Source organism: Micromonospora sp. LOL_013 (assembly GCF_048060315.1).
Classification (GTDB): Bacteria; Actinomycetota; Actinomycetes; order Mycobacteriales; family Micromonosporaceae; genus Micromonospora_E.
In genome coordinates, this window is record NZ_JBHMIQ010000002.1 from 81,589 (window position 1) to 105,010 (window position 23,422).

23 protein-coding genes, 1 other RNA gene and 1 pseudogene are annotated in these 23,422 nt (G+C 71.5%); 16 read left to right on the forward strand and 9 right to left on the reverse strand.

Annotated elements, in window-relative coordinates; genetic code table 11:
* Positions 1 to 35 precede the first annotated feature (35 nt).
* Together ACFHWS_RS02215 and ACFHWS_RS02220 are read left to right on the forward strand one after the other, a co-directional pair.
* The gene (locus ACFHWS_RS02215; RefSeq protein WP_416567529.1) at positions 36 to 3,224 is read left to right on the forward strand and encodes an SNF2-related protein; all 3,189 of its coding nucleotides are present in this window, start codon (positions 36 to 38) and stop codon (positions 3,222 to 3,224) included.
* The gene (locus ACFHWS_RS02220) at positions 3,221 to 4,135 is read left to right on the forward strand and encodes an SWIM zinc finger family protein (RefSeq protein ID WP_416556344.1); all 915 of its coding nucleotides are present in this window, start codon (positions 3,221 to 3,223) and stop codon (positions 4,133 to 4,135) included. The genes ACFHWS_RS02215 and ACFHWS_RS02220 overlap by 4 nt, the downstream gene beginning before the upstream one ends.
* Before the next feature lie 62 nt (positions 4,136 to 4,197).
* On the opposite strand, the gene ACFHWS_RS02225 is transcribed toward ACFHWS_RS02220, so the two are convergent.
* Positions 4,198 to 4,449 carry a DUF3040 domain-containing protein gene (locus ACFHWS_RS02225; RefSeq protein ID WP_416556345.1) on the reverse strand — a complete coding sequence of 84 codons (252 nt, stop codon included), beginning with the start codon at positions 4,447 to 4,449 and terminating at the stop codon, positions 4,198 to 4,200.
* A 280-nt stretch (positions 4,450 to 4,729) separates the two neighbouring features.
* Positions 4,730 to 5,464 (reverse strand): bifunctional DNA primase/polymerase, encoded by a 735-nt coding sequence (locus ACFHWS_RS02230; protein WP_416556346.1) that lies wholly within the window; start codon positions 5,462 to 5,464, stop codon positions 4,730 to 4,732.
* A gap of 297 nt (positions 5,465 to 5,761) precedes the next feature.
* Here ACFHWS_RS02230 and ACFHWS_RS02235 point away from each other — a divergent pair, with 297 nt between their 5' ends.
* The 10 genes from ACFHWS_RS02235 to ACFHWS_RS02280 all read left to right on the forward strand — a co-directional run bounded on the left by ACFHWS_RS02235 (position 5,762) and on the right by ACFHWS_RS02280 (position 14,838).
* Positions 5,762 to 6,994, forward strand: coding sequence for a helix-turn-helix domain-containing protein (locus tag ACFHWS_RS02235; protein WP_416556347.1), 1,233 nt, complete (start codon positions 5,762 to 5,764; stop codon positions 6,992 to 6,994).
* Between the two features lie 48 nt (positions 6,995 to 7,042).
* On the forward strand, positions 7,043 to 7,609 hold the full coding sequence (locus ACFHWS_RS02240; RefSeq protein ID WP_416556348.1) for a flavoprotein: 567 nt from the start codon (positions 7,043 to 7,045) through the stop codon (positions 7,607 to 7,609).
* A 105-nt stretch (positions 7,610 to 7,714) separates the two neighbouring features.
* The gene (locus ACFHWS_RS02245; RefSeq protein ID WP_416567530.1) at positions 7,715 to 8,722 is read left to right on the forward strand and encodes a Nif3-like dinuclear metal center hexameric protein; all 1,008 of its coding nucleotides are present in this window, start codon (positions 7,715 to 7,717) and stop codon (positions 8,720 to 8,722) included.
* A complete protein-coding gene (locus tag ACFHWS_RS02250; protein WP_282231635.1) occupies positions 8,719 to 9,459 on the forward strand; it encodes a zinc ribbon domain-containing protein in 741 nt (246 codons plus the stop codon). The genes ACFHWS_RS02245 and ACFHWS_RS02250 overlap by 4 nt, the downstream gene beginning before the upstream one ends.
* Positions 9,456 to 10,670, forward strand: coding sequence for a bifunctional RNase H/acid phosphatase (locus ACFHWS_RS02255; protein ID WP_416556350.1), 1,215 nt, complete (start codon positions 9,456 to 9,458; stop codon positions 10,668 to 10,670). Before ACFHWS_RS02250 ends, ACFHWS_RS02255 begins: the two co-directional genes overlap by 4 nt.
* A 58-nt stretch (positions 10,671 to 10,728) precedes the next feature.
* The gene (locus tag ACFHWS_RS02260) at positions 10,729 to 11,490 is read left to right on the forward strand and encodes a sulfite exporter TauE/SafE family protein (RefSeq protein WP_416556351.1); all 762 of its coding nucleotides are present in this window, start codon (positions 10,729 to 10,731) and stop codon (positions 11,488 to 11,490) included.
* 33 nt (positions 11,491 to 11,523) lie between these two features.
* Positions 11,524 to 12,138 (forward strand): histidine phosphatase family protein, encoded by a 615-nt coding sequence (locus tag ACFHWS_RS02265; RefSeq protein ID WP_416556352.1) that lies wholly within the window; start codon positions 11,524 to 11,526, stop codon positions 12,136 to 12,138.
* Between the two features lie 162 nt (positions 12,139 to 12,300).
* An RNA gene (gene rnpB / locus ACFHWS_RS02270) (RNase P RNA component class A) lies at positions 12,301 to 12,720 on the forward strand.
* An 89-nt stretch (positions 12,721 to 12,809) separates the two neighbouring features.
* Positions 12,810 to 12,965, forward strand: a complete 156-nt coding sequence (locus tag ACFHWS_RS02275) for a hypothetical protein (protein ID WP_416556353.1) — start codon at positions 12,810 to 12,812, stop codon at positions 12,963 to 12,965.
* A 442-nt stretch (positions 12,966 to 13,407) separates the two neighbouring features.
* Entirely contained in the window at positions 13,408 to 14,838 is a 1,431-nt protein-coding gene (locus ACFHWS_RS02280) for a cellulose binding domain-containing protein (RefSeq protein WP_416567531.1), read from the forward strand.
* A 218-nt stretch (positions 14,839 to 15,056) separates the two neighbouring features.
* Here the strand turns inward: ACFHWS_RS02280 and ACFHWS_RS02285 are convergent, their stop codons facing one another.
* A complete protein-coding gene (locus ACFHWS_RS02285; RefSeq protein WP_416567532.1) occupies positions 15,057 to 15,761 on the reverse strand; it encodes an alpha/beta hydrolase in 705 nt (234 codons plus the stop codon).
* 189 nt (positions 15,762 to 15,950) lie between these two features.
* A pseudogene (locus ACFHWS_RS02290) lies at positions 15,951 to 16,299 on the reverse strand (iron chaperone).
* 211 nt (positions 16,300 to 16,510) lie between these two features.
* On the opposite strand from ACFHWS_RS02290, the gene ACFHWS_RS02295 reads away from it, so the two are divergent.
* Positions 16,511 to 16,999, forward strand: coding sequence for an NUDIX domain-containing protein (locus tag ACFHWS_RS02295; protein WP_416551424.1), 489 nt, complete (start codon positions 16,511 to 16,513; stop codon positions 16,997 to 16,999).
* A gap of 36 nt (positions 17,000 to 17,035) precedes the next feature.
* On the opposite strand, the gene ACFHWS_RS02300 is transcribed toward ACFHWS_RS02295, so the two are convergent.
* Positions 17,036 to 17,794, reverse strand: a complete 759-nt coding sequence (locus ACFHWS_RS02300) for an alpha/beta hydrolase (RefSeq protein ID WP_416567533.1) — start codon at positions 17,792 to 17,794, stop codon at positions 17,036 to 17,038.
* Between the two features lie 194 nt (positions 17,795 to 17,988).
* On the opposite strand from ACFHWS_RS02300, the gene ACFHWS_RS02305 reads away from it, so the two are divergent.
* Positions 17,989 to 18,429 (forward strand): GNAT family N-acetyltransferase, encoded by a 441-nt coding sequence (locus ACFHWS_RS02305; RefSeq protein ID WP_416551426.1) that lies wholly within the window; start codon positions 17,989 to 17,991, stop codon positions 18,427 to 18,429.
* Here the strand turns inward: ACFHWS_RS02305 and ACFHWS_RS02310 are convergent.
* From ACFHWS_RS02310 to ACFHWS_RS02320, 3 genes are all read right to left on the reverse strand, one after another.
* Positions 18,380 to 19,096, reverse strand: a complete 717-nt coding sequence (locus ACFHWS_RS02310) for an HAD family hydrolase (protein ID WP_416551427.1) — start codon at positions 19,094 to 19,096, stop codon at positions 18,380 to 18,382. The genes ACFHWS_RS02305 and ACFHWS_RS02310 overlap by 50 nt on opposite strands.
* Positions 19,097 to 19,242: 146 nt before the next feature.
* Positions 19,243 to 19,440 (reverse strand): DUF397 domain-containing protein, encoded by a 198-nt coding sequence (locus tag ACFHWS_RS02315; RefSeq protein WP_416551428.1) that lies wholly within the window; start codon positions 19,438 to 19,440, stop codon positions 19,243 to 19,245.
* Between the two features lie 18 nt (positions 19,441 to 19,458).
* A complete protein-coding gene (locus ACFHWS_RS02320; protein ID WP_416551429.1) occupies positions 19,459 to 20,313 on the reverse strand; it encodes a helix-turn-helix domain-containing protein in 855 nt (284 codons plus the stop codon).
* Positions 20,314 to 20,682: 369 nt separating this feature from the next.
* On the opposite strand from ACFHWS_RS02320, the gene ACFHWS_RS02325 reads away from it, so the two are divergent.
* Positions 20,683 to 21,075, forward strand: a complete 393-nt coding sequence (locus ACFHWS_RS02325; RefSeq protein ID WP_416551430.1) for a DivIVA domain-containing protein — start codon at positions 20,683 to 20,685, stop codon at positions 21,073 to 21,075.
* Positions 21,047 to 21,295, forward strand: coding sequence for a hypothetical protein (locus ACFHWS_RS02330; RefSeq protein WP_416551431.1), 249 nt, complete (start codon positions 21,047 to 21,049; stop codon positions 21,293 to 21,295). The genes ACFHWS_RS02325 and ACFHWS_RS02330 overlap by 29 nt, the downstream gene beginning before the upstream one ends.
* 178 nt (positions 21,296 to 21,473) lie before the next feature.
* On the opposite strand, the gene ACFHWS_RS02335 is transcribed toward ACFHWS_RS02330, so the two are convergent.
* On the reverse strand, positions 21,474 to 23,354 hold the full coding sequence (locus tag ACFHWS_RS02335; RefSeq protein WP_416567534.1) for a heavy metal translocating P-type ATPase: 1,881 nt from the start codon (positions 23,352 to 23,354) through the stop codon (positions 21,474 to 21,476).
* Positions 23,355 to 23,422 lie beyond the last annotated feature (68 nt).

Below are 23,422 nucleotides of genomic sequence, written 5' to 3' on the forward strand. Positions count from 1 at the left end.
ACCATCGGCGCAGGTGCGACGGCGAAGGAGTGAGTGTGCTGGTGGTGCAGGGGCTACTCGGCCCCGCCGGTCGGCTCGCCGTCTGGGCCGAGGACTCGACATTGCCGTCGGCGCCGCCCCGGCGGCCGGGGCGGCCGCCGCGCCGCCGGCCGCACCCGTTCGCCGCCGGCCACGAGACCCTGGTCGCCGCGCTGAGCCCACTGCTCGGGCCGGTGGCGGTGAAGGCGGTCACCGGCAGTACGGCGGTCCGGCTGCCGACCATCACCGGTGCTCCGGTCGAGTCACCGGAGCTGGTCCGTACCCAGTCCGACGCGCCGACCACCGGGCTGGCCCGCGACGGCGGCCGCGCCGACTGGCTGGTGTCCACCCTGGAGTTCGACGCCGACGAGGCGTTGCCGGTGCTCTGCACTCTGCACGAGGTCGATCCGGCAGCCGACATCGCGCCTGGTGACGGTCTGCCGGGCGACGATCTGCCGGGCGGGCTCGTGATCGGCGCCGGGGTGCGCCACCTGGCGCTGTTCGCCGGGTTCGCCGCCGAACTGGTCGCCCGGGGCCGGGTGCTACCCGCTGCCCGGCCCGGCGCGGCACCCGGGTCGGCCACCGCCTGCTGGCTGCCGCTGCTGACCGGTGTCGACCAACGGTGGGCCCGGTCGCTGGCGTTGGCCACCCCGGCGGCGGCGCTGGCCGCCGGGGCGTCCGGCACCGGACACCGGCGTGTCGCCGAGGCACTGGACGCGCTGACCGACGCCGCCGCCCGCGCCGCGCTGCACGGTGTACGGCTGGCCGAGGACCGTGCCCGGTCCGGGCCGTTGGCCGCCCGCGACGCCTGGCTGGCCGCGTTGACCGGGCCCCGGCGGGACTTCACCGCCCCGGTCGCGGCACTCGACGCGCTCGTCGCCGAGCTGGAGCACTGGCAGCGGGACGCGGCCGGCGGCCCGGTGCGGGCCCTGTTCCGGCTGCGCGAACCCGAACGCGACCCCGATCCCGCCATCGACGATTCCGGCACCGACGGTGACACCACTGACGGTGCCGCCACCGTCGGCTGGCGGCTGGAGTTCGCGTTGCAGGCCACCGCCGAGCCGAGCCTGCTGGTCGACGCCGCTGCGATCTGGCGCGGCGGCCGGCAGCTTCAGCCGCTCACCCGGCACACCGCCGACCCGCAGGAGACGTTGCTGGCCGAGCTCGGCCGGGCCAGCCGCCTGTGGCCGGCGATCGACGACGCGCTGCGCACCGCCGCCCCCGACGGGATGGACCTGGACGTCGCCGCCGCCCACCGGTTCCTGCGCGACGGCGCGCCGGCCCTGCACGCCGCCGGGTTCGGCGTCCTGCTGCCGTCGTGGTGGCGGCGGCCCACCGCCCGACTCGGTGCCCGGCTGCGGGCGAGCAGCCGTACCGCCCCGGGTACCGTCGCCGTCGACCGCGACTTCGGCACGTCCGCCCTGGTCGACTACCGCTGGGAGGTCGCCCTCGGCGACCAGCCGCTGACCGAACAGGAGCTGCGGGACCTGGCCCGGGCCAAGAGCCCGCTGGTACGGCTACGCGGCGAATGGGTCGAGGTCGACCCGACCCGGCTCGCCGCCGGACTGAAACTGCTGCGCTCCGGGGGTGAGCTGGCCGTCACCGATCTGCTGCGGGTCGCTCTCGACGGCGACGGCGACGGTGTCGCGCTGCCGCTGCCGGTGCTCGGCATCGACGCCGACGGGGCGCTCGGTGACCTGCTCAGCGGAGAGGTGGAGCGCCGGCTCACCCCGGTGACCGAGCCGGCCGGTTTCCGGGGCCGGCTGCGCCCGTACCAGCAGCGGGGTCTGGCCTGGCTGCGGTTCCTGGACTCGTTGGGACTCGGCGGGGTACTCGCCGACGACATGGGACTCGGCAAGACCGTACAGCTGCTCGCCTTGCTCGCCGCCGACGAACCCGACGCCGGACCGACGCTGCTGATCTGTCCGATGTCGCTGGTCGGCAACTGGCAGCGGGAGGCTGCCCGGTTCGTGCCGGACCTGACGGTGCACGTGCACCACGGCGCCGACCGACCCCGCGGCCCGGAATTCGTCGCGGCGGTGACCGACGCCCGGCTGGTGGTCACCACCTACGCGGTGGCCGCCCGGGACGCCGCCGACCTGGCCGGCGTCGGCTGGCACCGGATCATGGTCGACGAGGCGCAGGCGATCAAGAACGCGGCGACCCGGCAGGCCGTCGCGATCCGGTCACTGCCCGCCCGGCACCGGGTCGCGATCACCGGTACGCCGGTGGAGAACCGCCTCGCCGACCTGTGGTCGATCATGGAGTTCGCGAATCCGGGCCTGCTCGGCGGCGCGGCCAGTTTCCGCCGCCGCTACGCCGAACCGGTGGAACGCCACGGCGACGCCGAGGCCGCCCAGCGGCTGCGCCGGATCACCAGCCCGTTCGTGCTGCGCCGGCTCAAGACCGACACCTCGATCATCTCCGACCTGCCGGCCAAGTTGGAGATGGAGGTGGTGTGCAACCTCACCGCCGAGCAGGCGTCGCTCTACCAGGCCGTGGTTGACGACATGATGGGGCGGATCGAGTCCAGCGACGGCGTCGAGCGTCGCGGCCTGGTGCTGGCCACCATGACCAAGCTCAAGCAGATCTGCAACCACCCGGCGCAGTTCCTGCGCGATGGCTCGCACCTGGCCGGACGCTCCGGCAAACTGGCCCGGCTCACCGGGATCCTCGACGAAGTGTTGGCGGCGGGGGAGAAGGCGCTGCTGTTCACCCAGTACGCCGAGTTCGGCGCGATGCTGCGCGGGTACCTGTCGTCGTACACCGGTCGGGAGGTGCTGTTCCTGCACGGCGGCCTGGGCAAGGCGGACCGCGACGACCTGGTGGCCCGGTTCCAGGCCGGCGGCGACGCCGACGGCGACGGGCGGGCCGGTCCGCCGCTGTTCGTTCTGTCGTTGAAGGCCGGCGGCACCGGGCTGACCCTGACCGCCGCCAACCATGTCGTGCATGTGGACCGGTGGTGGAACCCGGCGGTGGAGGACCAGGCCACCGACCGGGCGTTCCGGATCGGCCAGCGGCGGGCGGTGCAGGTCCGCAAGTTCGTTTGCGCCGGCACCGTGGAGGAGAAGATCGCGGCGATGGTGGCGGACAAGCGTGGCCTCGCCGCGACCGTGGTCGGCAGCGGTGAGCAGTGGCTGACCGAGCTGTCGACCGCGCAGCTGCGGGATCTGTTTACATTGGAGGCAGGGGCGGTGGTCGAATGAGCTCGTTCGCCGATTTCGGCCGGCCCCGGCGGGTCGACGGCGGGCTGCGGGCCCGCAGCACCCGGGGCGCGATCGGTCAGTCCTGGTGGTCGCGCCGCTTCGTCGACGTGCTGGAGTCGTTCGCGCTCGGCACCCGGCTGACCCGGGGCCGCTCCTACGCCCGAGCCGGGCAGGTGCTCGCCCTGACTGTGGCACCTGGCGTGGTGACCGCCCAGGTACAGGGTTCCCGGCCCCGGCCGTACCAGGCACGGATCGGGCTGCGGCGCTACGGCGATGCGGTGTGGCGGCGGATCGAAGGCACCCTGGCCGGTCAGGCGCTGTACAGCGCCCGGCTGCTCGCCGGTGACCTGCCGCCGGAGCTGGAGCAGGTGTTCGTCGCCGCCGGGGCACCCCTGTTCCCGGCCGGGGTCGACGAGCTGGCGATGAGCTGCAGCTGTCCCGACACGGCGGTGCCGTGCAAGCATCTGGCCGCTACCTGCTATCTGCTCGCCGAGGAGTTCGACACCGACCCGTTCCAGATCTTGCATTGGCGGGGGCGGGACCGGGCCACCCTACTGCGTCAGTTGCGGCTCGCCCGTGGCGGCGACGGGCCGTCTGCCCGTGGCGACGGCGGTGCGTCGTCCGCCGACGCTGCCCCGCCGTCCACCGACTCCAGTGCGCTGCCGGTGAGGTCCCCGGTCGGTGCCGGCCCCGCGCTGGCTGGCCTGTCCGAACCCGTCGCCACGTCGGACGCCGGATTCTGGCGTGCACCGGTGCCGCTGCCGGACCGTGAGCCGGTCCTGCCGGCCCGCGCCGACCTGCTGCTGCGCCAGCTTGGCGCGCCGTCACCGGCGATCGGCGGACCGGCCCTGGTGACGGTGCTGGGCCGGGCCTACCGGCGGTTCGCCGAACCCGCGCCGGCCGACGACTGACCCGGGCTGCCGGTGCGGCCGGCCGGCGACTGTTCCCGCCGGGCGGCCGACGGCGGACGCGGCTACCAGCGGCGGGCCCGCAGCGCGAGGAGCCCGGCGGCGGTGAGCGCCACCGTGCAGATCGACGCGGCGATCCAGCCGCCGAACAGGGCGAGCAGCGGCACCACCGCCCAGAGCAGCACACAGGCGATGATCGCCGCCCGATTCCGCCGGTTGGCGGCCTGATCGCCCAGGCGGGCGACGAAGTCCGGATCGGTCGTCCGCAGATGGCGGGCGATCTGGTCGAACCGGCGTTGATCCTCCCTGCTGAGCATGGCGTGCCTTCCCTCCGAACGTCCCGACGGCCGTGCCGTGGTGGCGAGGTCCGGTAACCCGGATCCGTACCGAACCGATGCGTACCGAACGGCCATCGGGGCATTACCCAATCGCCCGCCGCTCACGCAGCCCGGTCCTGCAGCTTGCGCCTCAACCGGCAAACAGGACGGCCGCCGGCCCGGGACCGTCAGGTCCCGGGCCGGCGGCAGCCGGGAAGATCCGCCTACCCGGGTGAGCACCCGGGCCGGTGGAGTCGCCCGCAGGTGACTGCTGGGAAGGTCACAACGCCCGGCGCAGGGTGGACGTCTGCCGGGGGACGAACACCGCGGCCGCCGGAGCGAGCGGTACGGTGCCCGGCAGCGGCCCGACCGGCGCGCTGCGGGGCTGCGGCAGCCGTGGTGGCGCGGCGGCGGCTTCCCGGGCGTCGACGATGATCCGCTGCACGGCGTACGAGTCAGGTAGCCGCCAGCCGACCTCGTCCGGATCGACCGCCCAGCGGACCGGCCCCTGTGGCAGTACCGTCGGTGGGGCGGGGATCCAGGAGCCCGGCCCGTGCTGGATGACGTCCAGGGAATCGGCCAGCTCCGGGCGCAGCGCGTCACCCGGGCGTACCAGGAACATCCACCGCCCGGTCGGGGTGACCGCGACCGGCCCGCGCAGCTGGCCCCGGCCGGGCGCCGCGGCACCGCCGCGCAGCCGCAGCGTGCACAGCGTCCGCAGGCCGAGCCGGGCCGGCACGTCGAGTACGTCGAACGCCTGTCCGGTGGTCAGCAGGACGGTATGCGGCTGCTGGCGCCACCACGAGCCGACCTGGTGGCGCTGGTCGCTGGCGTCCCGTTCCCAGTGCTGCAACGCTGGATGACAGCCTGTGGTGGGGCAGCCGGGGCGGTCGCACCGGAAGCGCCCCTGGTGCAGGTACGCCCCTGGCGTCACCGGCCAGCCGTGCCTGGCGTAGCGCAGCGCGCCGCGGCGTAGCCGCAGGCGGACGAAAGGCGGTTGGACCGTCCACCGCATGATCGAGATTCCTCCAAGACATCTGGGTGCCGGCCGGACCACTGCCGGGTCCGGCCGGTCGGATCAGGGCAGCCGGATCCGGCGTGGCCGGGGCGGGTACGCCCCCGGCGACACGCCGGAACTTTCGACTGCCAACCCTTTGCAAGTTGCATCGAAAACTACGACCATCTGTGATGGACCTAACGCACTGCCTGTGCGATGAGCACGGTCAGTGGTCCCGGTGTCCGGGGGGATGCCGCATCGACCAGCACGTTTGCCGGCTCCTAGGTGCCCGGCACCGCGAGGGGGAACATGAGCGTGGAAGAGTTACCCATCGGTCGACGGGTCGCCTACTGGCGTGGCCGACGCAAAATGTCCCAACAGGTGTTCGCCGACCGGCTCGGCAAATCCAAGAGTTGGGTGGACAAGGTCGAACGGGGGGTGCGCCGACTGGACAAGTTCTCGGTAATCCACGAGATCGCCGACGTGCTACAGCTCGACGCGCAACTGCTGCTCGGCAAGGACCCGGAGCGGCGGCCGGAGAGCGTCACCTGCATAGACCAGGTGGAGGTGGAGGAGATTCGAGCCGCACTGGAACGCTACGACTCGATCAGTACGTTCTTCCGACCCACGAACAGCCTGCCGCCGCTCGCCGAGATGCACAAGGCGACCAACCACGCCTGGCTGACCTTCCAGCACGCCAAGTACGGGGTGCTGGCCCGGGCCCTGCCCCGGCTGCTGCGTGACGCGCAGGCCGCCGACGCCCACTACACCGGTGACGACGATGCGCAGCAGGCGGCGAGTCTGCTCGGCCAGCTCTACCAGATTGCCTCGTCCACGCTGCGCAAGCTCGGTGAGCACGATCTCGCCTGGCTGGCCGCCGACCGTTCGATCGCGGTGTCGCACCGGGCCGGCGACCGGCTGCTGACCGGGGTGGCGACCTGCCGGGTCGGCAACGCGCTCCTGGCCCTCGGCCGGTCCCGTGCAGCCCTCGAGGTAAACGTGAACATCGCCAACCGACTCGCCCCGGCGGACAGCCGCAGCAGCACCCCGGAGCAGCTGTCCGTCTACGGCCTGCTGCTGCTGCAGGGTGCGATGGCCGCTGCCCGGCTCGGCGACAGCGCAACTGTCCGGGAACTGGTCAACGGTGCCGACGATGCGGCCCGGGCGCTCGGCGAGAACCGCAACCACTACTGGACCTGCTTCGGCCCGACCAACGTGCAACTGCACCGGGCTGCGGCCGCCGTGGAGCTCGGCGAGGGACGGGCGGCGGTCGAGACCCACCGGGTGGTCATGGAGGATCCGGGCTTCAGCGCCCTGCTGCCCGAACGGCGGGCGCACCACCTGCTCGACATCGCCCGCGGCTACGCCCAGTTCGGCGAGCTGGAGAAGGCCACCGAGATGCTGCTGGAGGGCGACCGGCTCGCCCCGGCGGAGATCCGTTGCCGACCGGTGGCCCATGCCGTCATGTCCGACGTGCTGCGCCGTACCCGGGGTACGCCGTCGGCGCCAGTCGCCGAACTCGCCGAACAGATGGGGGTCGGCGTGTGACCCGTCACCTCGCAACAGCCACGTACCCATCGATGGAGAGGTGAGGGTGTGACCCCGGCCGGTGCCCGGATTCTTTACGTGATCGCTTGCGGCAGCCCAGCCTCCCGCCACGTCGGGAGGCTGGTCACGCTCGCCCGACAACGCGGCTGGTCGGTCTGCGTGGTGGTGACCCCGGACGGACGCAAGTTCGTCGACCTGCCGGCGCTGGCCGCACAGACCGGTCACCCGGTCCGGGTCGACTACAAGAACCCCGGCGACCCGGACGTACTACCCCCCGCCGACGCGATGATCGTTGCACCGGCCACCGCCAACACGATCAACAAGTGGGCCGCCGGGATCACCGACACCCTCGCCCTCGGACTGGTCGTCGAAGCACAGGGCAAAGGCCTGCCGATCGTCACACTGCCGTTCACCAACACCGCGCTCGCCCGGCATCCGGCGTTCCAGGCGAGCGTCGCACGGCTGCGTGGCTGGGGGGTGCGGGTGCTGCTCGGTGACGACGTGCTGCCGTTGCGGCCGCCCGGTGAGGGGGACCAGATCATCGACCGGATCCCCTGGCACCTCACCCTCGATGCGCTCGACGAACAGTTGTCCGCCGGCACCACTGACGGCTGACCGGGACGCCGCCGGACCGACGGGGCGCGACGCCCCACAGCCGAACGGACGCCGCCGCGCCTGAACGTCCGGAGCGCGGCGGGTGGATGGGTAAGCTGGGCCGCCGTGGACACAACTGCAGCATCACCGGTACGGGTCGCCGACGTGACCGCCGCCGTCGAGCGGCGCTACCCGACGGCCTGGGCTGAGCAGTGGGACCGCGTCGGCCTGGTCCTCGGCGAACCGGATGCCCCGGTACGGCACGTGTGGTGCGTCGTCGACTGCGTACCGGAAACCGTCGCCGAGGCGGTCGACGCCGGAGCCGACATGATCATCGCTCACCATCCGCTGCTGCTGCGCGGCGTCTCCTCGGTCGCCCCCACCACGTACAAGGGGCGGATCGTCCACGACCTGATCCGGGCCGGCGTCGCGCTGTACGTCGCACACACCAACGCCGACGTGGCCCGCCCCGGGGTCTCCGACGCACTCGCCGACCGGCTCGGCCTGACCAACCTGCGGCCCCTGGCGCCGGCGGCACCCGGCAGCCCTGCCGCCGCCGTCGCCGGCCAGGGCGCCGGCCGGATCGGCACGCTGCGCCAGCCGCTCACCCTCGCCGCACTCACCCGGCACGCCGCGGAGGTGCTGCCGGCCACCGCCTGGGGGGTGCGGGCCGCCGGCGACCCGGGACGCCTCGTCACCACGGTGGCGGTCTGCGGCGGTGCCGGCGACGCCTACCTGGCCGCCGCGACCGCCGCCGGAGTCGACGCCTTTCTGACCGCCGACCTGCGCCACCACCCGGTCAGCGAACAGATCGCCAGCGGCGGCCCGACGCTGCTCGACGCCGCCCACTGGGCCACCGAACGCCCCTGGCTGGACGACCTCGCCGCGTACCTCACCGGCGAACTCGGGGTCGACGCCACCGTCTCCGACCTCGACACCGACCCGTGGACGCTGCACACAGCGTCCGCCGGCCGCTCCCGCGTGGCACCCACTGGCTCTACGCCTACGGCGCCCGCCCGCCCTACGCCTACGGCACCCGCCGGCCCTACGCCTACGGCGCCCGCCCGCCCTACGCCTACGGCACCCGCCCGTTCCGCGCCCGCCGCATCCACCCATGAGGAGCCCCATCCGTGAAGGCAGACCCGCAAGCCCAGCGCCGCCTGCTCGACCTGCAGGCGATCGACACCGCGCTCGCCCAACTCGCCCACCGGCGACGGACCCTGCCCGAGCACGCTGAGCTGGACGCCCTGGCGCGGGAACTGTCGGCGTTGGAGGACGAGCGGGTCCGCGCCCAGGTCGCCGTCGACGACCTGGACCGCGACATCGCCCGACTGGAACGCGACGTCGACCAGGTCCGCGCCCGCAAGGACAAGGACCAGGCCCGGCTCACCGCCGGCTCCGGCCCGGCCCGGGAGTTGGAGGCGCTGCAGCACGAACTCGCGTCACTGACCCGCCGGCAGACCGAGCTGGAGGACGCCGAACTGGAGCTGATGGAACAGCGGGAAACCGCCCAAGCCGCACTCGACCAGGTCACCGGACGCATCGACAGCACCCGGCAACGGCGTGCTGAGGTCGAGCAGACCCGGGAACGCAACCTCGCCGAGATCGCCAGCGAGGAACAGTTCAAGACCTCCGCCCGCGCCCCGCTGGCCGGCGACCTCCCAGCCGACCTGGTCGCCCTCTACGACAAGATCCGGGAAAACTCGGGTGGGCTGGCCGCCGCGCTGATGCGCGCCGGCCGCTGCGGCGGCTGCCGACTCGAACTCTCCGCCACCGAACGGGGCCGGATCAAGGCGGCCGACCCGGCCGAGGTCCTCCGCTGCGAGGACTGCCGCCGGATCATGGTGCGCACCGCCGAGTCGGGCCTGTGACGGCCGCCTTGAAGGTCGTCGTCGAAGCCGACGGGGGCGCCCGGGGCAACCCCGGGCCCGCCGGGTACGGGGCGGTGGTGCTCGACGCCGACACCGGCACGGTGCTCGCCGAACGGGGCGAGGCGCTCGGCGTCGCCACCAACAACGTCGCCGAGTACCAGGGGCTGATCGCCGGGCTGCGGGCCGCCGCTGAGATCGGCGCCACCTCGGTCGACGTACGGATGGACTCGAAGCTGGTCGTCGAGCAGATGTGCGGCCGGTGGCAGATCAAGAATCCGGGGCTGCGGCCACTCGCCGCGCAGGCCGCCACACTGGTCCGCGAGTTCGACCTGGTCAGGTTCAGCTGGATCCCCCGGGAGCAGAACAAGCGCGCCGACACCCTGGCCAACCAGGCGATGGACCAGGCCGCCGGCAAACCGGCCAAGGCCGCCAAGGCTCCGCCGGCACCTGCCGCGTCGGCTGCGTCTGCGGCCCCGCCGGCCTCCGTCGGATCGGTCGTCGAGGCCCAGCCGTCGATGTTCGCCATCGCCGGGGCCGGTGACGCCCCGGCCGCCTCCTGGGAGCCGCCGACCACCGCCACCGCCACCCGGCTCATCCTGGTCCGGCACGGCGAGACCGGGCTGAACAAGCAGAGCCGCTACTCCGGGCGCGGCGACGTACCGCTGTCCGAGCAGGGCGCGGCGCAGGCCACCGCCGCCGCCGCCCGGATCGCGGTGATCCGGGCCAAGGTCGACGTCATCGTCTGCTCGCCGCTGTCGCGCTGCGTCGACACGGCACGGTCGATCGCCGCCGAGGTCGGCGACCCGCCGGTACGCGCCGAGGCCGACCTGATCGAGTGCGACTTCGGCGAATGGGAGGGCCGTACCTTCGCTGAGGTACGGGAACGCTGGCCGGCCGAGTTGACCGCCTGGCTGGCCTCCACCGAACTGTCCCCGCCCGGCGGGGAGTCGTTCGCCCAGGTCGCCGGCCGGGTCCGCCGGGTAGTGCGGGAACTGCTCACCGCGTACCGGGGAAAGACCGTGGTGGTGGTCTCGCACGTCTCCCCGCTGAAGATCATGCTGCGTGACGCGCTGGGTGCCGGGGACGCGCTGCTGCACCGGCTCTACCTCGACCCGACCGGCATCTCGGTGATCGACACCTGGCCGGACGGCGGCGTGGCGGTGCGTACCGTCAACGACACCGCCCACCTCGCCGCCATCGCCACCCCCTGACCTCGCTGGGATCGCCACCGTCTGACCCGGGCGGCCGGTGCGCCGCTAGCCTCGCAGGATGGATCTTCCCGCGTTCGCGTTGCTGGTCGGGGCCGGGCTGGCGGCCGGCACCGTCAACGCGGCGGCCGGCGGCGGCTCGTTGATCACCTTCCCGGCGTTGATCGCCGTCGGCCTGCCGCCGGTGTCGGCGAACGTCACCAACGCGATCGCGGTCTGCCCCGGCTACGTGGCCAGCACCGTCGGCAGCCGCGACGACCTGCCGCGCCGACGCGGGCTGTGGCGCCTCGTCCCGACCGCCGTCGCCGGGGCGGTCCTCGGCTGCGTCCTGCTGCTGATCACCCCGCCCCGGGCCTTCGAGCTGATCGTGCCGTTCCTGGTGATCAGCGCGGCGGCGGTGCTCGGCTTCCAGAACCAGCTGCGGCGCCTCGTCGGCGAACCCCGCGACCTGCCAGCCGGGCGCGAACAGATGTCACTGCAGGCGATGACCTTCTTCTGCGCCGCGTACGGCGGCTATTTCGGTGCCGCGCTTGGGGTGATGCTGGTCGCCGGCCTGGCCCTGGTGCTCGACGAGGCGCTCAACGGCGTCGTCGCGCTGAAGAACCTGCTGTCGGCGGCGGTCGGGGTGACCACCGCCGCCGTGTTTGCCATCTTCGGCCCGGTCGACTGGGCCGCGGCGGTGACGGTCGCCCCGGCCACCATCGTCGGCGGCTATGTCGGCGCGCGGGTGGTGCGCAAGCTGCCGCCGACCGTACTGCGCTTCGGCATCGTCGCCTTCGGCGTCGGTATCGGCGTACTGCTGCATGCCCGCGCCCTACGCTGACCCGCTGGCCGATCCTTTGACGATAATGGTCGGATGGCGCGAACGCTGGTGTATCTGGTCCGGCACGGCGAGCAGAACAGCGACGGGACCGGGCCCGACCCTGGCCTGTCAGAGCTGGGCCGGCGCCAGGCACGCCGGCTCGGTCAGCGGTTGCGTGCGGTGCCATTCGACGCCGTCCACCACGGTCCGGCAGCGCGGGCCGCGCAGACCGCCGAGGAGATCGCGGCTCTCCTGCCCGGGGTTGCGGTGCACGAGTGTCGGCTCGCCGCCGACGTGACGCCGGTCCCGGCACCCGGGCGCGCCAACCAGGCGGTGCCGCAGCGGTACGCCGACTTCCTTGACGCGGTCCCGAAGCCGGAGCGCGACCCCGGCGCTATGCACTTGCGGGCGGCCGTGGCCCACTGGGGGTGGGTCGGCGACGTCGACCGGCATGAGCTGGTGGTGACGCACAACTTCGTGATCGGGTGGGCCGTCAGGCACACGTTGGACGCGCCGTTCTGGCGGTGGCTCGGGCTGAACCAGTTCAACTGCGGCTTGACGATCGTGCAGTGGCGCAGCGACGCTCCGCCGACCCTGGTGAGCTTCAACGACATCGGCCACCTGCCGCCGGGCGAGCGGGGCCAGCCACCGGTGGAGTTGCTGACCTGAGCCGCCTGGCTGTGGGGCGTGTGTCGTGCCTTGGATCTAGAAGGACTAGGCCGGTATATCGACCATGGTTCTTCTAGATCACTGTTGGGCTGGTCGTGGTGGTCCGCCGGGCCTGCGGGCGGGCAATGATCGTGGGCTGCGTACGATTGATCCTCGGACGGACGAGTCGACCGGGCGGCCGCGTCAGCGGGGGGATACGTCCCCTGCTGCCGAGGAACGTCCGGACTCCACAGGGCAGGGTGGTTGCTAACGGCAACCCGGGGCGACCCGCGGGACAGTGCCACAGAAAACAGACCGCCGGGCGGTGAAACGCCCGGTAAGGGTGAAACGGTGGGGTAAGAGCCCACCAGCATCCCGGGTGACCGGGATGGCTCGGTAAACCCCACCCGGAGCAAGGCCAAGAGGGCCGGCGTCGCCAGACGTCGACCTGCGCAGGCGTTTGAGGGCTGCCCGCCCGAGTCTGCGGGTAGGCCGCTGGAGCCTGCCGGCGACGGTAGGCCTAGATGGATGGCCGCCACCGCTGCGCGACCCGGGCAACCGGCGCGTACGGGACAGAATCCGGCGTACAGGTCGACTCGTCCGTCCACCCCAGCTCACAGCCACGCGCGTACCGCCGGCTGCGTCAACAGGGCGGGCATCGACGTTCGTGCCAAGGTTCTATCGTCGGTGCCGTGTCCGACATCCTGCAGATCGGCTCCCTCGCCGTCCCCGTTGGTGCCCTCGTCGTCTACGCGGTCGGGTTCGTCGTCCTCTACTGGGTCATCCGCCTTGCTGTCCGGCACGCCATCCGAGACGCCGACCGGCGGCGGTCAGGTGACCGGCGGTAGCTCCGAGAGGTGGATCGGTCGGTCGGGCTGTTGCCCGAGTGGCTGGAGCTGCTTGACGCTCGACGCCGCCCCAGTTAATCTCGTTCATAGTCGAATATCTATGCGCTGTGAAATCTGTGCTTCGTTGAGGGCATCCGTCGGCCGGTGACCGGGCCGCCGTTCCGACGGTTCACGGCCGTGTGTTCAACGCTAACGGAACGGTGTGCGGTCGACCGCTTCCGGCTGACTTTCGGTGCCACAGGGCCGGGATCGCCAGCGCGTCCGAACGGCATGGGCACTGCTGACGGGTCTGCGTAGCCCGGGAACTGGGCTCATCTGAGTCGGATTCCGCTGACTTCTGGCCGCGTCTACCGCAGGAGAAATCAGGAGGCACTTCGTGAAGAACGTTGGGACCAGCGTTTTCACAACAGGACGTTCACCAGGTACAACAACCGTGCTTGGTGTGGCTGTCACCCTCGCCGCTGTCGGGGCACTCGCCGTGTCCGGCATGTCGGCTGCCGCTGTTCAGGCTGCGGCCGACGAGCCAGCGGCATCAATGTTGGCAAGTTGCGATGACCGGCTGTTCGGCTGGGCGTCAGTGTCGGCGAACGGTGTCGCCACGACGACCGGCGGCGGCAACGCCGCCCCGCAGACGGTCACATCGCTTAGCGACCTACGGCGGTACGCCAACGACTCGACCCCACGCGTCCTGCGGATCTCCGGCACGATCAGCACTGGGTCGGCGGCCGTGGAGGTCGGCAGCAACAAGACCCTGATCGGCGCAGACGCGAACGCGACGATCCGTGGCGGCATCAACATCAACGGCGGTAGCAACATCATCATCCGCAACTTGAACGTGCAGGGTGGCGGCCAGGGCAGCAGCCCGGCCGACACGATCGCCGCGCGCAACGCCCACCACCTATGGTTCGACCACCTGAACCTGTGGGACGCCAGCGACGGGTTGCTGGACCTAACCCGAGGCGTCGACTACATGACGGTGTCCTGGGTCAAGTTCTGGTACACCAACAGTTCCCACTCGCACAGGCTGGCCAGCCTGGTGGGTGGAGGCTCGAACCACGGCGACACCGACAGCGGAAAGCTGAACGCCACCTACCACCACAACTGGTTCGCTGATCTGGTTGACCAGCGTGGACCACGAATGCTGTTTGGCAAAGGCCACGTCTACAACAGCTACTACAATTCCCCCGGGAACGCGTACGCCATTGGCACCGGATCGTACGCCTCCGTTCTCGTGGAGAACAACTACTTCAAGGACATACGGGACCCGCACCGGTTCCAGGACTCGAACCCCACGTACATCACCGCGCGGGGAAACGTCTACGACAACACCAGCGGTCGGCGTCACACAGGTGCCCAGGGTAGTGGCGTCACTCCGTTCACGAACCCGCCGTACAGCTACTCGCTCGACGCCGCAAACGACGTCCCCGGCATCGTCAGTGCCTGCGCGGGCCCGAGGCTGTCCGGGACGCCGCTGCCGCCGACGACGGCGCCGCCGCCCACTACGCCACCACCGACGACCGCGCCGCCGACGACGGCGCCGCCCACCACGCCACCACCTACCACCGCGCCACCGGCCACTGGTGCCTGCAGCGCCTCCTACCAGACCGTCAGCTCGTGGCCCGGCGGCTTCCAGGGCGAGGTGGTCGTACGAGCAGGAAGCACGGCGATCAACGGCTGGACCGTCCGCTGGACCCTCGGCAGCGGGCAGAACATCAACCAGCTCTGGAACGGAAGCCTCAGCACCAGCGGCTCCAGCGTGACGGTACGCAATGTGGACTACAACGGCACACTACCGGCCGGTGGGACCGCGACCTTCGGGTTCCTCGGCTCCGGCTCACCGTCCTCGCCGTCTCTGACCTGTTCCAGCCCGTAAGGTGCCGCTGGGCCAGGTGCCTTGGCCCGAGGCCCTGGCCCAGCAGCGCTCCGCCGGTCACGGATTGTTCGTCCGCGTTGCGTCAGGAGCCGTACGGGGCAGCAGCTGATCGAGTGCCGCGCTCGCGCAAGCATGCCGGACCCGCCGTCTCGAGAACGGCAACCGGGTCTGCTGAGGTCGAGCCGATCCGGACGGATGCCAGCTTCGATCAGTGCTGGTCAGGGCGGCATGAGGTGGCGGATGAAGAACCGTACCGTGCTGTCCAGTTCGTGTTCCGGGAGCCGGTCGGCGTGCCGGCCCGGGTTGGCGTGCAGCGTCTTCTCGGTCGAGCCGAACCCGTCGAACAGGGACAGGCTCTGCTCGCGGGGGACCCGTTCGTCGTCCCACTGGATCAGGAACTCGACCGGCACGGCGATCCGTGCCGCAGCGTCCAGCGTGGCTGCGGCGCTGGCTCCACCCAGGCCGAGGACCGCCGCGCGGACTCGCGGCTCGGCGGCGACGAACGGTACGCCGAGCCCGCAGCCCAACGAGACTCCCCAGTAGCCGACCGGCCCGGCGCCGAGGTGGTCGAGGACGGCCCGCCACTCCGGGACGGTCTGCCGGGCGACCAGGGCATGGAAGTCGCCGAGCAGCGCGGCCAGGTCGCCGCCGGAGCTGGCAGCGGTCTGAATCTCGGTGACGATGTCCTGGTAGCGCTCGTCGGTCGGCCGCTCGCCGTGGTTCGGCACGTCGACGCAGACGGCGGTGAAGCCGCTGGACACGAAGCAATGGGCCCGGTGCAGGACGCCGGGAGCGGTCTTGTGCTGGCCGCCGCCGTGGCCGATGACGATCAGCGGCGGTCGGTCGGTGCCGCTGCCGGCTGAGGTCCAGAGCACAGCGGGTACGCCGTCGATGGCGAAGTGTTCTTCCTGGATGTTGTGCATGCGCGTACGCGCCTTTCGAGAGTGCCTTGTGCGGGCGCTCCCTAGACCATGCGGGGGAGGGAGTCCCGACCTGTCACAGCGTTGATCGGACTCACCTCCTCGGGCAGCAGTCATGCACGGCGCAGCGAGCGTACCGTAACCTCACCCCGCTATCGGCGCTCACCTGTCGGTCGAAGCCGTACCCGCAGGTCAGCTCACGGCCTTCTTGACGAGGGCGGCGATGGTCTCTGCGGCCTGCTCGCTGAGCTGGGCGACGGCGAAGGACGTCGGCCACAGGCCGCTGTCGTCGGCGAGGTTGGCCGCAGCGGAAGAAGCACAAGACCTTGCCCTTCCTCGCGTACGCCGGCTGGCCGTACCAGAGCTTCGGGGACAGTTCGGGGGCGTTGGTGGTGACGATGGCGTGGATGCGTTCGGCCAGTGCGCGGTCCGACGGTTCCATTTGGGCGATCTTTGACAGCACGTCGAGTTCCTCGGCGGCTGCCTTGCCACCACGACTGCGGGTTGTCTCCCTCCTGAGCTCTGCGGCGCGTTTCTTCATGGCGGTGCGCTCGCCCTCGGAGAAACCCTCCGTGTCTGCCTTGCCCGTCGTGTCGCTCCTGGTCGTTGTCGGGTGTGACCGAGGGTCACGCTAGCCGTGCTGCGACGGCTGGTGCTTCTCAAATCCTGATCGGCACAGGCGGCCCGCCGCCACGAGTCCTGACTGGCAGAAGACGCCGCGAGCCGGACATTCGGGCGGTTAGCCTCCGGTGGTGAGCTCCCCGTCTGACGATTACACCGCGACATTGCCGCGAAAGCGGATGGGCTCGGCTGTGCTGCTGCGCGACCATGACGGACGAATCCTGCTTGTCGAGCCGACGTACAAGGACTACTGGGAGCTGCCAGGTGGCGTGGTGGAGGCCGACGAGTCGCCGTACGACGCGGCGGTCCGTGAGCTGGCCGAAGAACTTGGCCTGGCGGTCACTCCCGGCCGGCTGCTGGTGGTCGACTGGGTGCCGCCTCGCCCCGGCCGTACCGAAGGAGTGATGTTCGTGTACGACGGCGGCGTCCTGGAGGCGTCGCAGACCGACGCGATCCGGCTTCCGCCGCAGGAGTTGCGGAACTGGGCGTGGTCGACCCTGCCGCAGGCGCAGCAGCGGCTCTCGCCGCTGCTGGCTCGGCGGGCCGCCGCCGCGCTGGAAGCGGCGACGGACAGCGGGACTGCCTACCTTGAGGGCGGCAATCGGGTAGGGGGGCCGTAGGGCGCGCAGAGTCAGATCGGTGATCGCTCGGTGGTGTCAGGAACTGCTTGCGGTGCCAGAGCTACCCAGGTGCCGGGCGAAGAACCGGATCGAGCTCTCGATTTCGAACGACGGGACTCGGAAGTGGCTGCCAGGGTTGGCGTGCAGCGTCTTTTCTGCGGAGCCAAGTGCGTCGAAGAGCTTCAGGACGGAGTCCCGTGGATTGCCTTCGTCGTCCCACTGCAGCAGGAACTCGACCGGGATCGTGATCCGCGCTGCGATGCCGGTGAGCCACTCGCTTCCAACGAGGCCGAGGACCGCAGCCGTGATCCGAGGCTCGGCCGCGACCAGGCGGATACCCGTCTCACCGGCCTGGGACAGGCCGTAGTACCCGACGGGCTGGCTGTCGCCGACGGAGTCCAGGTTCTGCAGCGCGTCCAGCGTGGTCCGCCAGTCGGGTATGAGCTGCGCCGCCACGGTGTCGTTCAGGGCGGGCCACGCCGGGCCGAAGGGCTCGCCCGCAGCCTCCCGTTCCTCGATGAGCGCGACAAGCCGTCGGATTTCCGGGTGCTCCGGCCTGTCGCCAGTACCGGGCGCGTCGATCGCGGCGACCGCGAAGCCACCGGAGGTGACGTAGGGGAAGGCTCGGGAGACGACCTCCCAGCCCTTTTTGTGCTGGCCGCCGCCGTGCCCGATCAAGACCAGCGGACGGGGACCGGAGCCCTCGGCGGGCGTCCAGAGAACCCCGGGGATGTCTCCGACGCTGAAGAGCTGCTCGCGGATGCCGTCATCGACGGTCTCCGAGGTGATGCGCATGGCAGTGATTGCACCGGCATTCCCGCCGACGAGGCGAGCCAATTACCCGATGAGGAGGCGGTCGGCAACGACGGCGTAGGCCGGCACGCCCGCTGCCGAACCCGAGGGTGTCATCAGAGTGTGGTGACCCTGGCTGACTTACCGAACTCGCTGGGCCGCCTCGCGTGGGGCATCCGGTGGATAGAGTCGCGAGCATGAGCGTCGAGATCGAAGCCGTCCGAGTCGCCACCGACGAGGTCGTGAAAGCGTTCGGACGGCTCCTTCCACAGCTGTCCCGTTCCGCCCAGCCGCTCGACCTGACGGCGCTGGACGAGCTGGTGGCGTCGGACGCAAGTACTTTGCTCATCGCTCGCCGCGAGGGCGAGATCGTCGGCGCGCTGACCCTGGTGATGTTTCCGATCCCGACCGGTAGACGGGCGTGGATCGAGGATGTGGTGGTCGACGAGGTGGCGCGCGGTCTCGGGGTCGGCGCGGCGCTGACTCAGGAGGCCGTCAGGCTGGCTCGGGAGGCTGGCGCTCGGACCGTTGACCTGACGTCGCGCCCGTCTCGTGCTGCCGCGAACCGGCTCTACGAACGACTCGGCTTCAGTCTCCGTGACTCGCGGGTCTACCGCCTTGCACCCGGCGGTCGGTGAGGGCGGCGACGACTTCGGCCATGCTGCCGATGATGGCGTCTGATCCGCTGAGGCTGTGGTATTTGCGGGGTTTGTTGGCGTAGCCGATCGTGGGTACCCCGGCGGCCCGGGCAGCTTCGATGTCGGTGGGTGAGTCGCCGATGAGTACGCATTCCTCGGGGTGGGCGTGCAGTTCACCGATGGCGGCGAGCACCGGTGCCGGGTTCGGTTTCATGCCGGCGGGGTCGGCGTACGGGCGGCCGATGACGGGGTGGATGTAGACGTCCAGCTGTCGCGCGATCAGGTACCGGTTGACGGCGTCGGCGCTGTTGTTGGAGACGATCGCGATGCCGCGTCGGGCGCGATGGGCGGCCACGATGACTTCCTGGGCGTACGGGGTGGGTTCGGCCACGGCGACGGCGTCCAACTCGGCAGCGCGCAGGGCGTCGTCGACTTGGCGCACGATGGTTGGCCGGTCAAGGGTGGCGCTCCAGCGCAGCACGGCGAGCGGGTCGGGTTCATCGAGCAGGTTGGGCGGGACGGTGACGCCCTGGTCGACGAGCAGCCGGCGCAGGGTGGCGGCGACCTGGGGCGCGGGGTGGTTGGCGAAGACCTTGCAGACGGGTCCGTCGAAGTCGAGCAGCAGGAACCGGGCGCGGCCGATGACGGCGGCGAGTTCAGCGGTCATGAGGCGTGCTCGCGGGCGATGGCGGTCAACTTGCTGTCGAAACAGCTGGCGTGACCGCAACGCAGTCGCAACGCGGTCACTGTTCCGCTACCTCTGGTTCGCAACTTCGCCAGCGACGTGGTGAAAGACATCCACGCCGCTGGCGGTTACGCGGAGAGCTGGGACGACTTGAGCGCGGTGGTGAAGGCGGTCCAGGCGGAGGGGGCGAAGGTCAGCGCCGGGCCGGTCGGGTCCTTGCTGTCGCGGGTGGCGACGACTCCCGGCAGGTTGCGGGCGACCTCGACGCACTGGCTGTTCGAGTCGCTGCGGCTGCTCTTGATCCACACGGCGCGGGTGAGGTCCATCGCGCCCCTCCTTCTGGTCTACGCCAAGTCCTTGGCGATCGCGGCGATCAGGTCCCGGGACTTGCCTGGGCTGAGCGCCGCCGTCTGCAGGTGGGTGTAGGTAAGCGTAACCCGATTCATGTCCTCGGGACGTTCCAGATACACGTCTCCAGCTGGGCTGATCACGTACGCGACAGGGCTGTGCACGTCCTCGTCGAAGTCCAGGATCGAGAACGATCCGGTGGTGCCGGGATGATGGCCTTCGCTGAACGGCAGCACCTGCAGCATGACGTTCGGCCGGGTGCTCACTTCGGTCAGGTGGTCGAGCTGGCGGCGCATCACCGCGTCGCCACCCGTACGTCGGTGTAGCGCAGCCTCGTCCACGATGGCCCAGAACTTCAGTGGTGGGTCCTCGGTGAGGCGATCCTGTCGCGCCATTCGTAGCTCGACCCGCCGATTCACCTCGCCGAGATCGTCCGGCCAGGCAGCTTCGACGACGGCTCGGGCGTACTCCTCGGTCTGGAGCAGGCCGGGGACGATGGCCAGCTCGAAGTTGCGCACCTCGCGGGCGGCGCCTTCGAGACCGACGTACATGCTGTAGTTCATCGGGATGGTGCCGTACTTGGACCACCAGCCGCGCTGCTTGCCCTGCTTCTGCAGGTCGAAGATGGTGGTGCGGCGATCTTCGTCGGTGACACCGTAGCGGTCGAGCATGACGATCAGGTCGCCACGGCCGACGCCGACGTCACCGGCCTCGATCTTGTAGATCTTCGACTCGCTGCAGGCGAGCACCTCGGCGATGGCGATCTGGGTGATGCCGGCCGCCTCGCGGGCGGCCTTGAGCTGCCTGCCGAGCTGCCATCGGGCGATCGTGGGTCCGCTTGCTCGTGACATGTAGACCTCCTCCGGATCCTTTTCGGACCTGCCGGTAGGCAGTCTTCCCTTGATTACCGCAACTTTCAAGACCTGACTCCATCCAGTCGGCCGTCTGGAGAAAACTTACACTGAAGTCTTGTAGCCGTACGACAGAGATGTCAATCTGCCTCTGGTTGCGAGAGCCGGGCCGGCAGACCCGAAGTCGGCGTACCGCCTCGTCGCCTCGCACATCCCCGTCCACCTGGGCGCCGGCCGGCGTCGCGGCAAGGAGGCCGGCCGGCGTCCCGACCTGAAGAGGGGGTAGGTCCTCGTGGAAGTCGGTGCGTTGGTCGGCGCGGTCCTGCTGGGGTTCCTGGCCGGACTGTTCGCCTTCAAGGTGAAAGTCAGATGGTGTCCCTGGTGCGGGCGGTCGACCTGGCCCGGACCGCCGCCGCCGGAGGGAGAAGCGCTGTGACCAGGGCATCCGCGAGCTCATCCGGCCGGCACCGGCCGCCGGCGGTCAGCGTCAACGGCGAGACGTACGAGGGGGACGTCGCGCCGGTGCCACTGACCGCCGAGCAGGTCGCCCGGGTGCGGTTCCGCACCCGCTGGCGTGGCCTCGACCCACGGCACGTCGCGGCGTACGTCGCCCAGGTCGCCGTCGAGCTGCGTCGCCGCGACCAGAGTATCGCCCAACTCGTCGAAGAGTTGTCCCTGCTCAAGCAGGCGTTGCGGGACTGGCAGAACGATCAGGCCCGGCTGCCGTATGTCGGTGAACTCGACATCGACCCCGGCGCCTGAGCCGGGTGACGTGCTGGCGATCGGGGCCGCCGCCAGCGTCCAGTTCGCCGGTGACCGGGGCTTCCGCTTCCGGGTCACCGTCGTCGACAAGCGCTGGACCTACGCCGACTGGGTGTGGCTCACCGGCTACGTGCTGGGCCGCGACGGTACAGCCGTCGAACGGCGGGAGATCTTCGTGCAGCGGGACGGGCTGCGCCTACTCTGCCGGCGGCAGCGGTGAGCACCGGTCCGGGGCGACGACGCCCAGGAAGGTGTTCGGTGCCAGGCCGAGCGTGGCGAGTTGCCGCAGGTCGACCCGTCGCTCGTCGTGGCCAACCTGGTGCTGCAGGCTCGGCAACACCGTGGCGAGGTGCCGCACATGACGGCGCTGTCGGACCTGTCGGCGGCCTGAACCAGGGTCATGGCATGCCGGGTGACGACGTGGCGGGTCGGCGGCCGGGGCGCAGCGCGCGCAGCGCGTTGAGGATCACCGCGACGTCGATGCCCTCCTGAGTGAACGCGCCGGCCACCGGCGGCAGCAGGCCGAACGCGGCGACCGCCATCGCCACCACCGCCAGGCCCATGCCGACCGAGGCGCTCTGCACCGCGATCCGCCGGGACCGGTGGGCGATGTCGACCGCGTCGGCGAGCCGGTCCAGCCGGTCACCGGTGAGCACCGCGTCGGCGGCCCCGGCCGCGGCGCTGGTCCCGGTGCCGCCGACCGCCACGCCAACGTCAGCGGCGGCCAACGCCGGGGCGTCGTTCACCCCGTCGCCGACCATCACCGTCACCGCGCGGGCCGACTCGTCGCGTACCCGGGCGGTCTTCTCCTGCGGCGGGCAGCGCGCCACGATGTCGTCCACCTCGACCTGCGCGGCGACCCGCTCGGCCACCTCCCGCCGGTCGCCGGTCAGCATGACCAGCCGGGTGAACCCGGCTTGCCGCAGCCGCCGCACCGTGCCGGCGGCGTCGGGCCGCACCGGGTCGCGCAGCAGGATCGCCCCGGCGGGTACGCCGTCCACGCCGACCCACACCGCCGACAGCCCGTCGGCCTCGGCCCGGTCCCGGACCCGGACCGCCCAGTCCGGCAGCGGCCCGTCCGGCTGGCCGACCCGCACCGTACGGCCGTCGACCCGGCCGTGGACGCCCCGGCCGGGATCCTCGGTCACCTCGGCCGGGGCGGTCAGCCGCAGGCCCCGGTTGCCGGCGGCCCGTACCACCGCACCGGCCAGCACGTGCGGGGAGAGCTGTTCCACCGAGGCGGCCAGCCGCAGCAGGTCGGCCGGGTCGGCCCCGTCGCCGGTGACCACGTCGGTAGTCTCCGGCCGGCCGGTGGTCAACGTCCCGGTCTTGTCGACCAGCAGGGTACGGGCGCGGCCGAGCTGCTCCAGCGCGCCGCCGTCGCGGACCAGCACGCCGCGGCGGGCCGCCCGGGACAGCCCGGCGACGATCGCGATCGGGGTGGCCAGCAGCAGCGGGCAGGGGGTGGCGACGACGAGCACGGCGACCGCCCGGACGAACTCACCGGAGACGAGCCAGCCGGCACCGGCCAGCACCAGGGTGAACGGGACGAACGCGGCGGCGTACCGGTCGGCGAGCCGTACCGTCGGCGCCTTGCCGGCACCGGCCTCGGTGGCCAGCCGGACGATCCCGGCGTACGTGCTGCCCTGCGCGGTCTCGACGGCCCGCAACCCGAACGCGACCCCGGCGTTGACCACTCCGCTGGCGACGCGCTCCCCGGCGGCCCGCTCCACCGGCCGCGACTCGCCGGTCACCACCGACTCGTCGAGGGTGGCCGGCTCCTCGACGACGCCGTCGACCGGGACCACGTCGCCGGGGCCGACAACCAGCCGGTCCCCGGCGACGACCTCACCCACGTCGACGGCGGCGACGGTGCCGTCTGCGGCCCGCCGCCGGGCGGTACGCGGTGCGTGCGCCACCAGCGCCTGCAGGTCCCGGCTGGCCCGTCGCTGCGCGTACGTCTCCAGGGTGTGCCCGCTGGCCAACATCAGCGCCACCACCGCGCCGGCCAGGTACTCGGCGGCCAGTAGCGCGCCGACCAGGGCGAGTACGGCGATGACGTCGACGCCGATCCGTCGCCGTCGCAGCGACTGACCCATCCAGCGCAGCGCCGGCAGCAGCGCGGCGAACGTGGCGGCCGCCCACACCCCGTCGGCGACCGGGCCGGCACCGGCGAGCCGCAGCACGCCGCCGGCCAGCACCACGGCGGTCAGCGCCGCCAGCGGCGCCCAGGTCCGCCAACGTGGCGACCGGCGTTCAGCGGTCTGCTCGTCGTTCACCAGGCCAGTCTGCCGGCCGGTGGACCCTGTGGTGGGCGGTACGCCGGGAACGAACACGCGGGTGACCG

Bases quoted from the DNA above. Each gene is read 5' to 3' on its own strand.
- ACFHWS_RS02220 (WP_416556344.1), top strand. From the start codon at position 3,221: ATGAGCTCGTTCGCCGATTTCGGCCGGCCCCGGCGGGTCGACGGCGGG.
- ACFHWS_RS02225 (WP_416556345.1), bottom strand. From the start codon at position 4,449: ATGCTCAGCAGGGAGGATCAACGCCGGTTCGACCAGATCGCCCGCCAT.
- ACFHWS_RS02230 (WP_416556346.1), bottom strand. From the start codon at position 5,464: ATGCGGTGGACGGTCCAACCGCCTTTCGTCCGCCTGCGGCTACGCCGC.
- ACFHWS_RS02260 (WP_416556351.1), top strand. From the start codon at position 10,729: ATGGATCTTCCCGCGTTCGCGTTGCTGGTCGGGGCCGGGCTGGCGGCC.
- ACFHWS_RS02265 (WP_416556352.1), top strand. From the start codon at position 11,524: ATGGCGCGAACGCTGGTGTATCTGGTCCGGCACGGCGAGCAGAACAGC.
- ACFHWS_RS02285 (WP_416567532.1), bottom strand. From the start codon at position 15,761: ATGCACAACATCCAGGAAGAACACTTCGCCATCGACGGCGTACCCGCT.
- ACFHWS_RS02300 (WP_416567533.1), bottom strand. From the start codon at position 17,794: ATGCGCATCACCTCGGAGACCGTCGATGACGGCATCCGCGAGCAGCTC.
- ACFHWS_RS02305 (WP_416551426.1), top strand. From the start codon at position 17,989: ATGAGCGTCGAGATCGAAGCCGTCCGAGTCGCCACCGACGAGGTCGTG.
- ACFHWS_RS02310 (WP_416551427.1), bottom strand. From the start codon at position 19,096: ATGACCGCTGAACTCGCCGCCGTCATCGGCCGCGCCCGGTTCCTGCTG.
- ACFHWS_RS02315 (WP_416551428.1), bottom strand. From the start codon at position 19,440: ATGGACCTCACCCGCGCCGTGTGGATCAAGAGCAGCCGCAGCGACTCG.
- ACFHWS_RS02320 (WP_416551429.1), bottom strand. From the start codon at position 20,313: ATGTCACGAGCAAGCGGACCCACGATCGCCCGATGGCAGCTCGGCAGG.
- ACFHWS_RS02325 (WP_416551430.1), top strand. From the start codon at position 20,683: ATGGTGTCCCTGGTGCGGGCGGTCGACCTGGCCCGGACCGCCGCCGCC.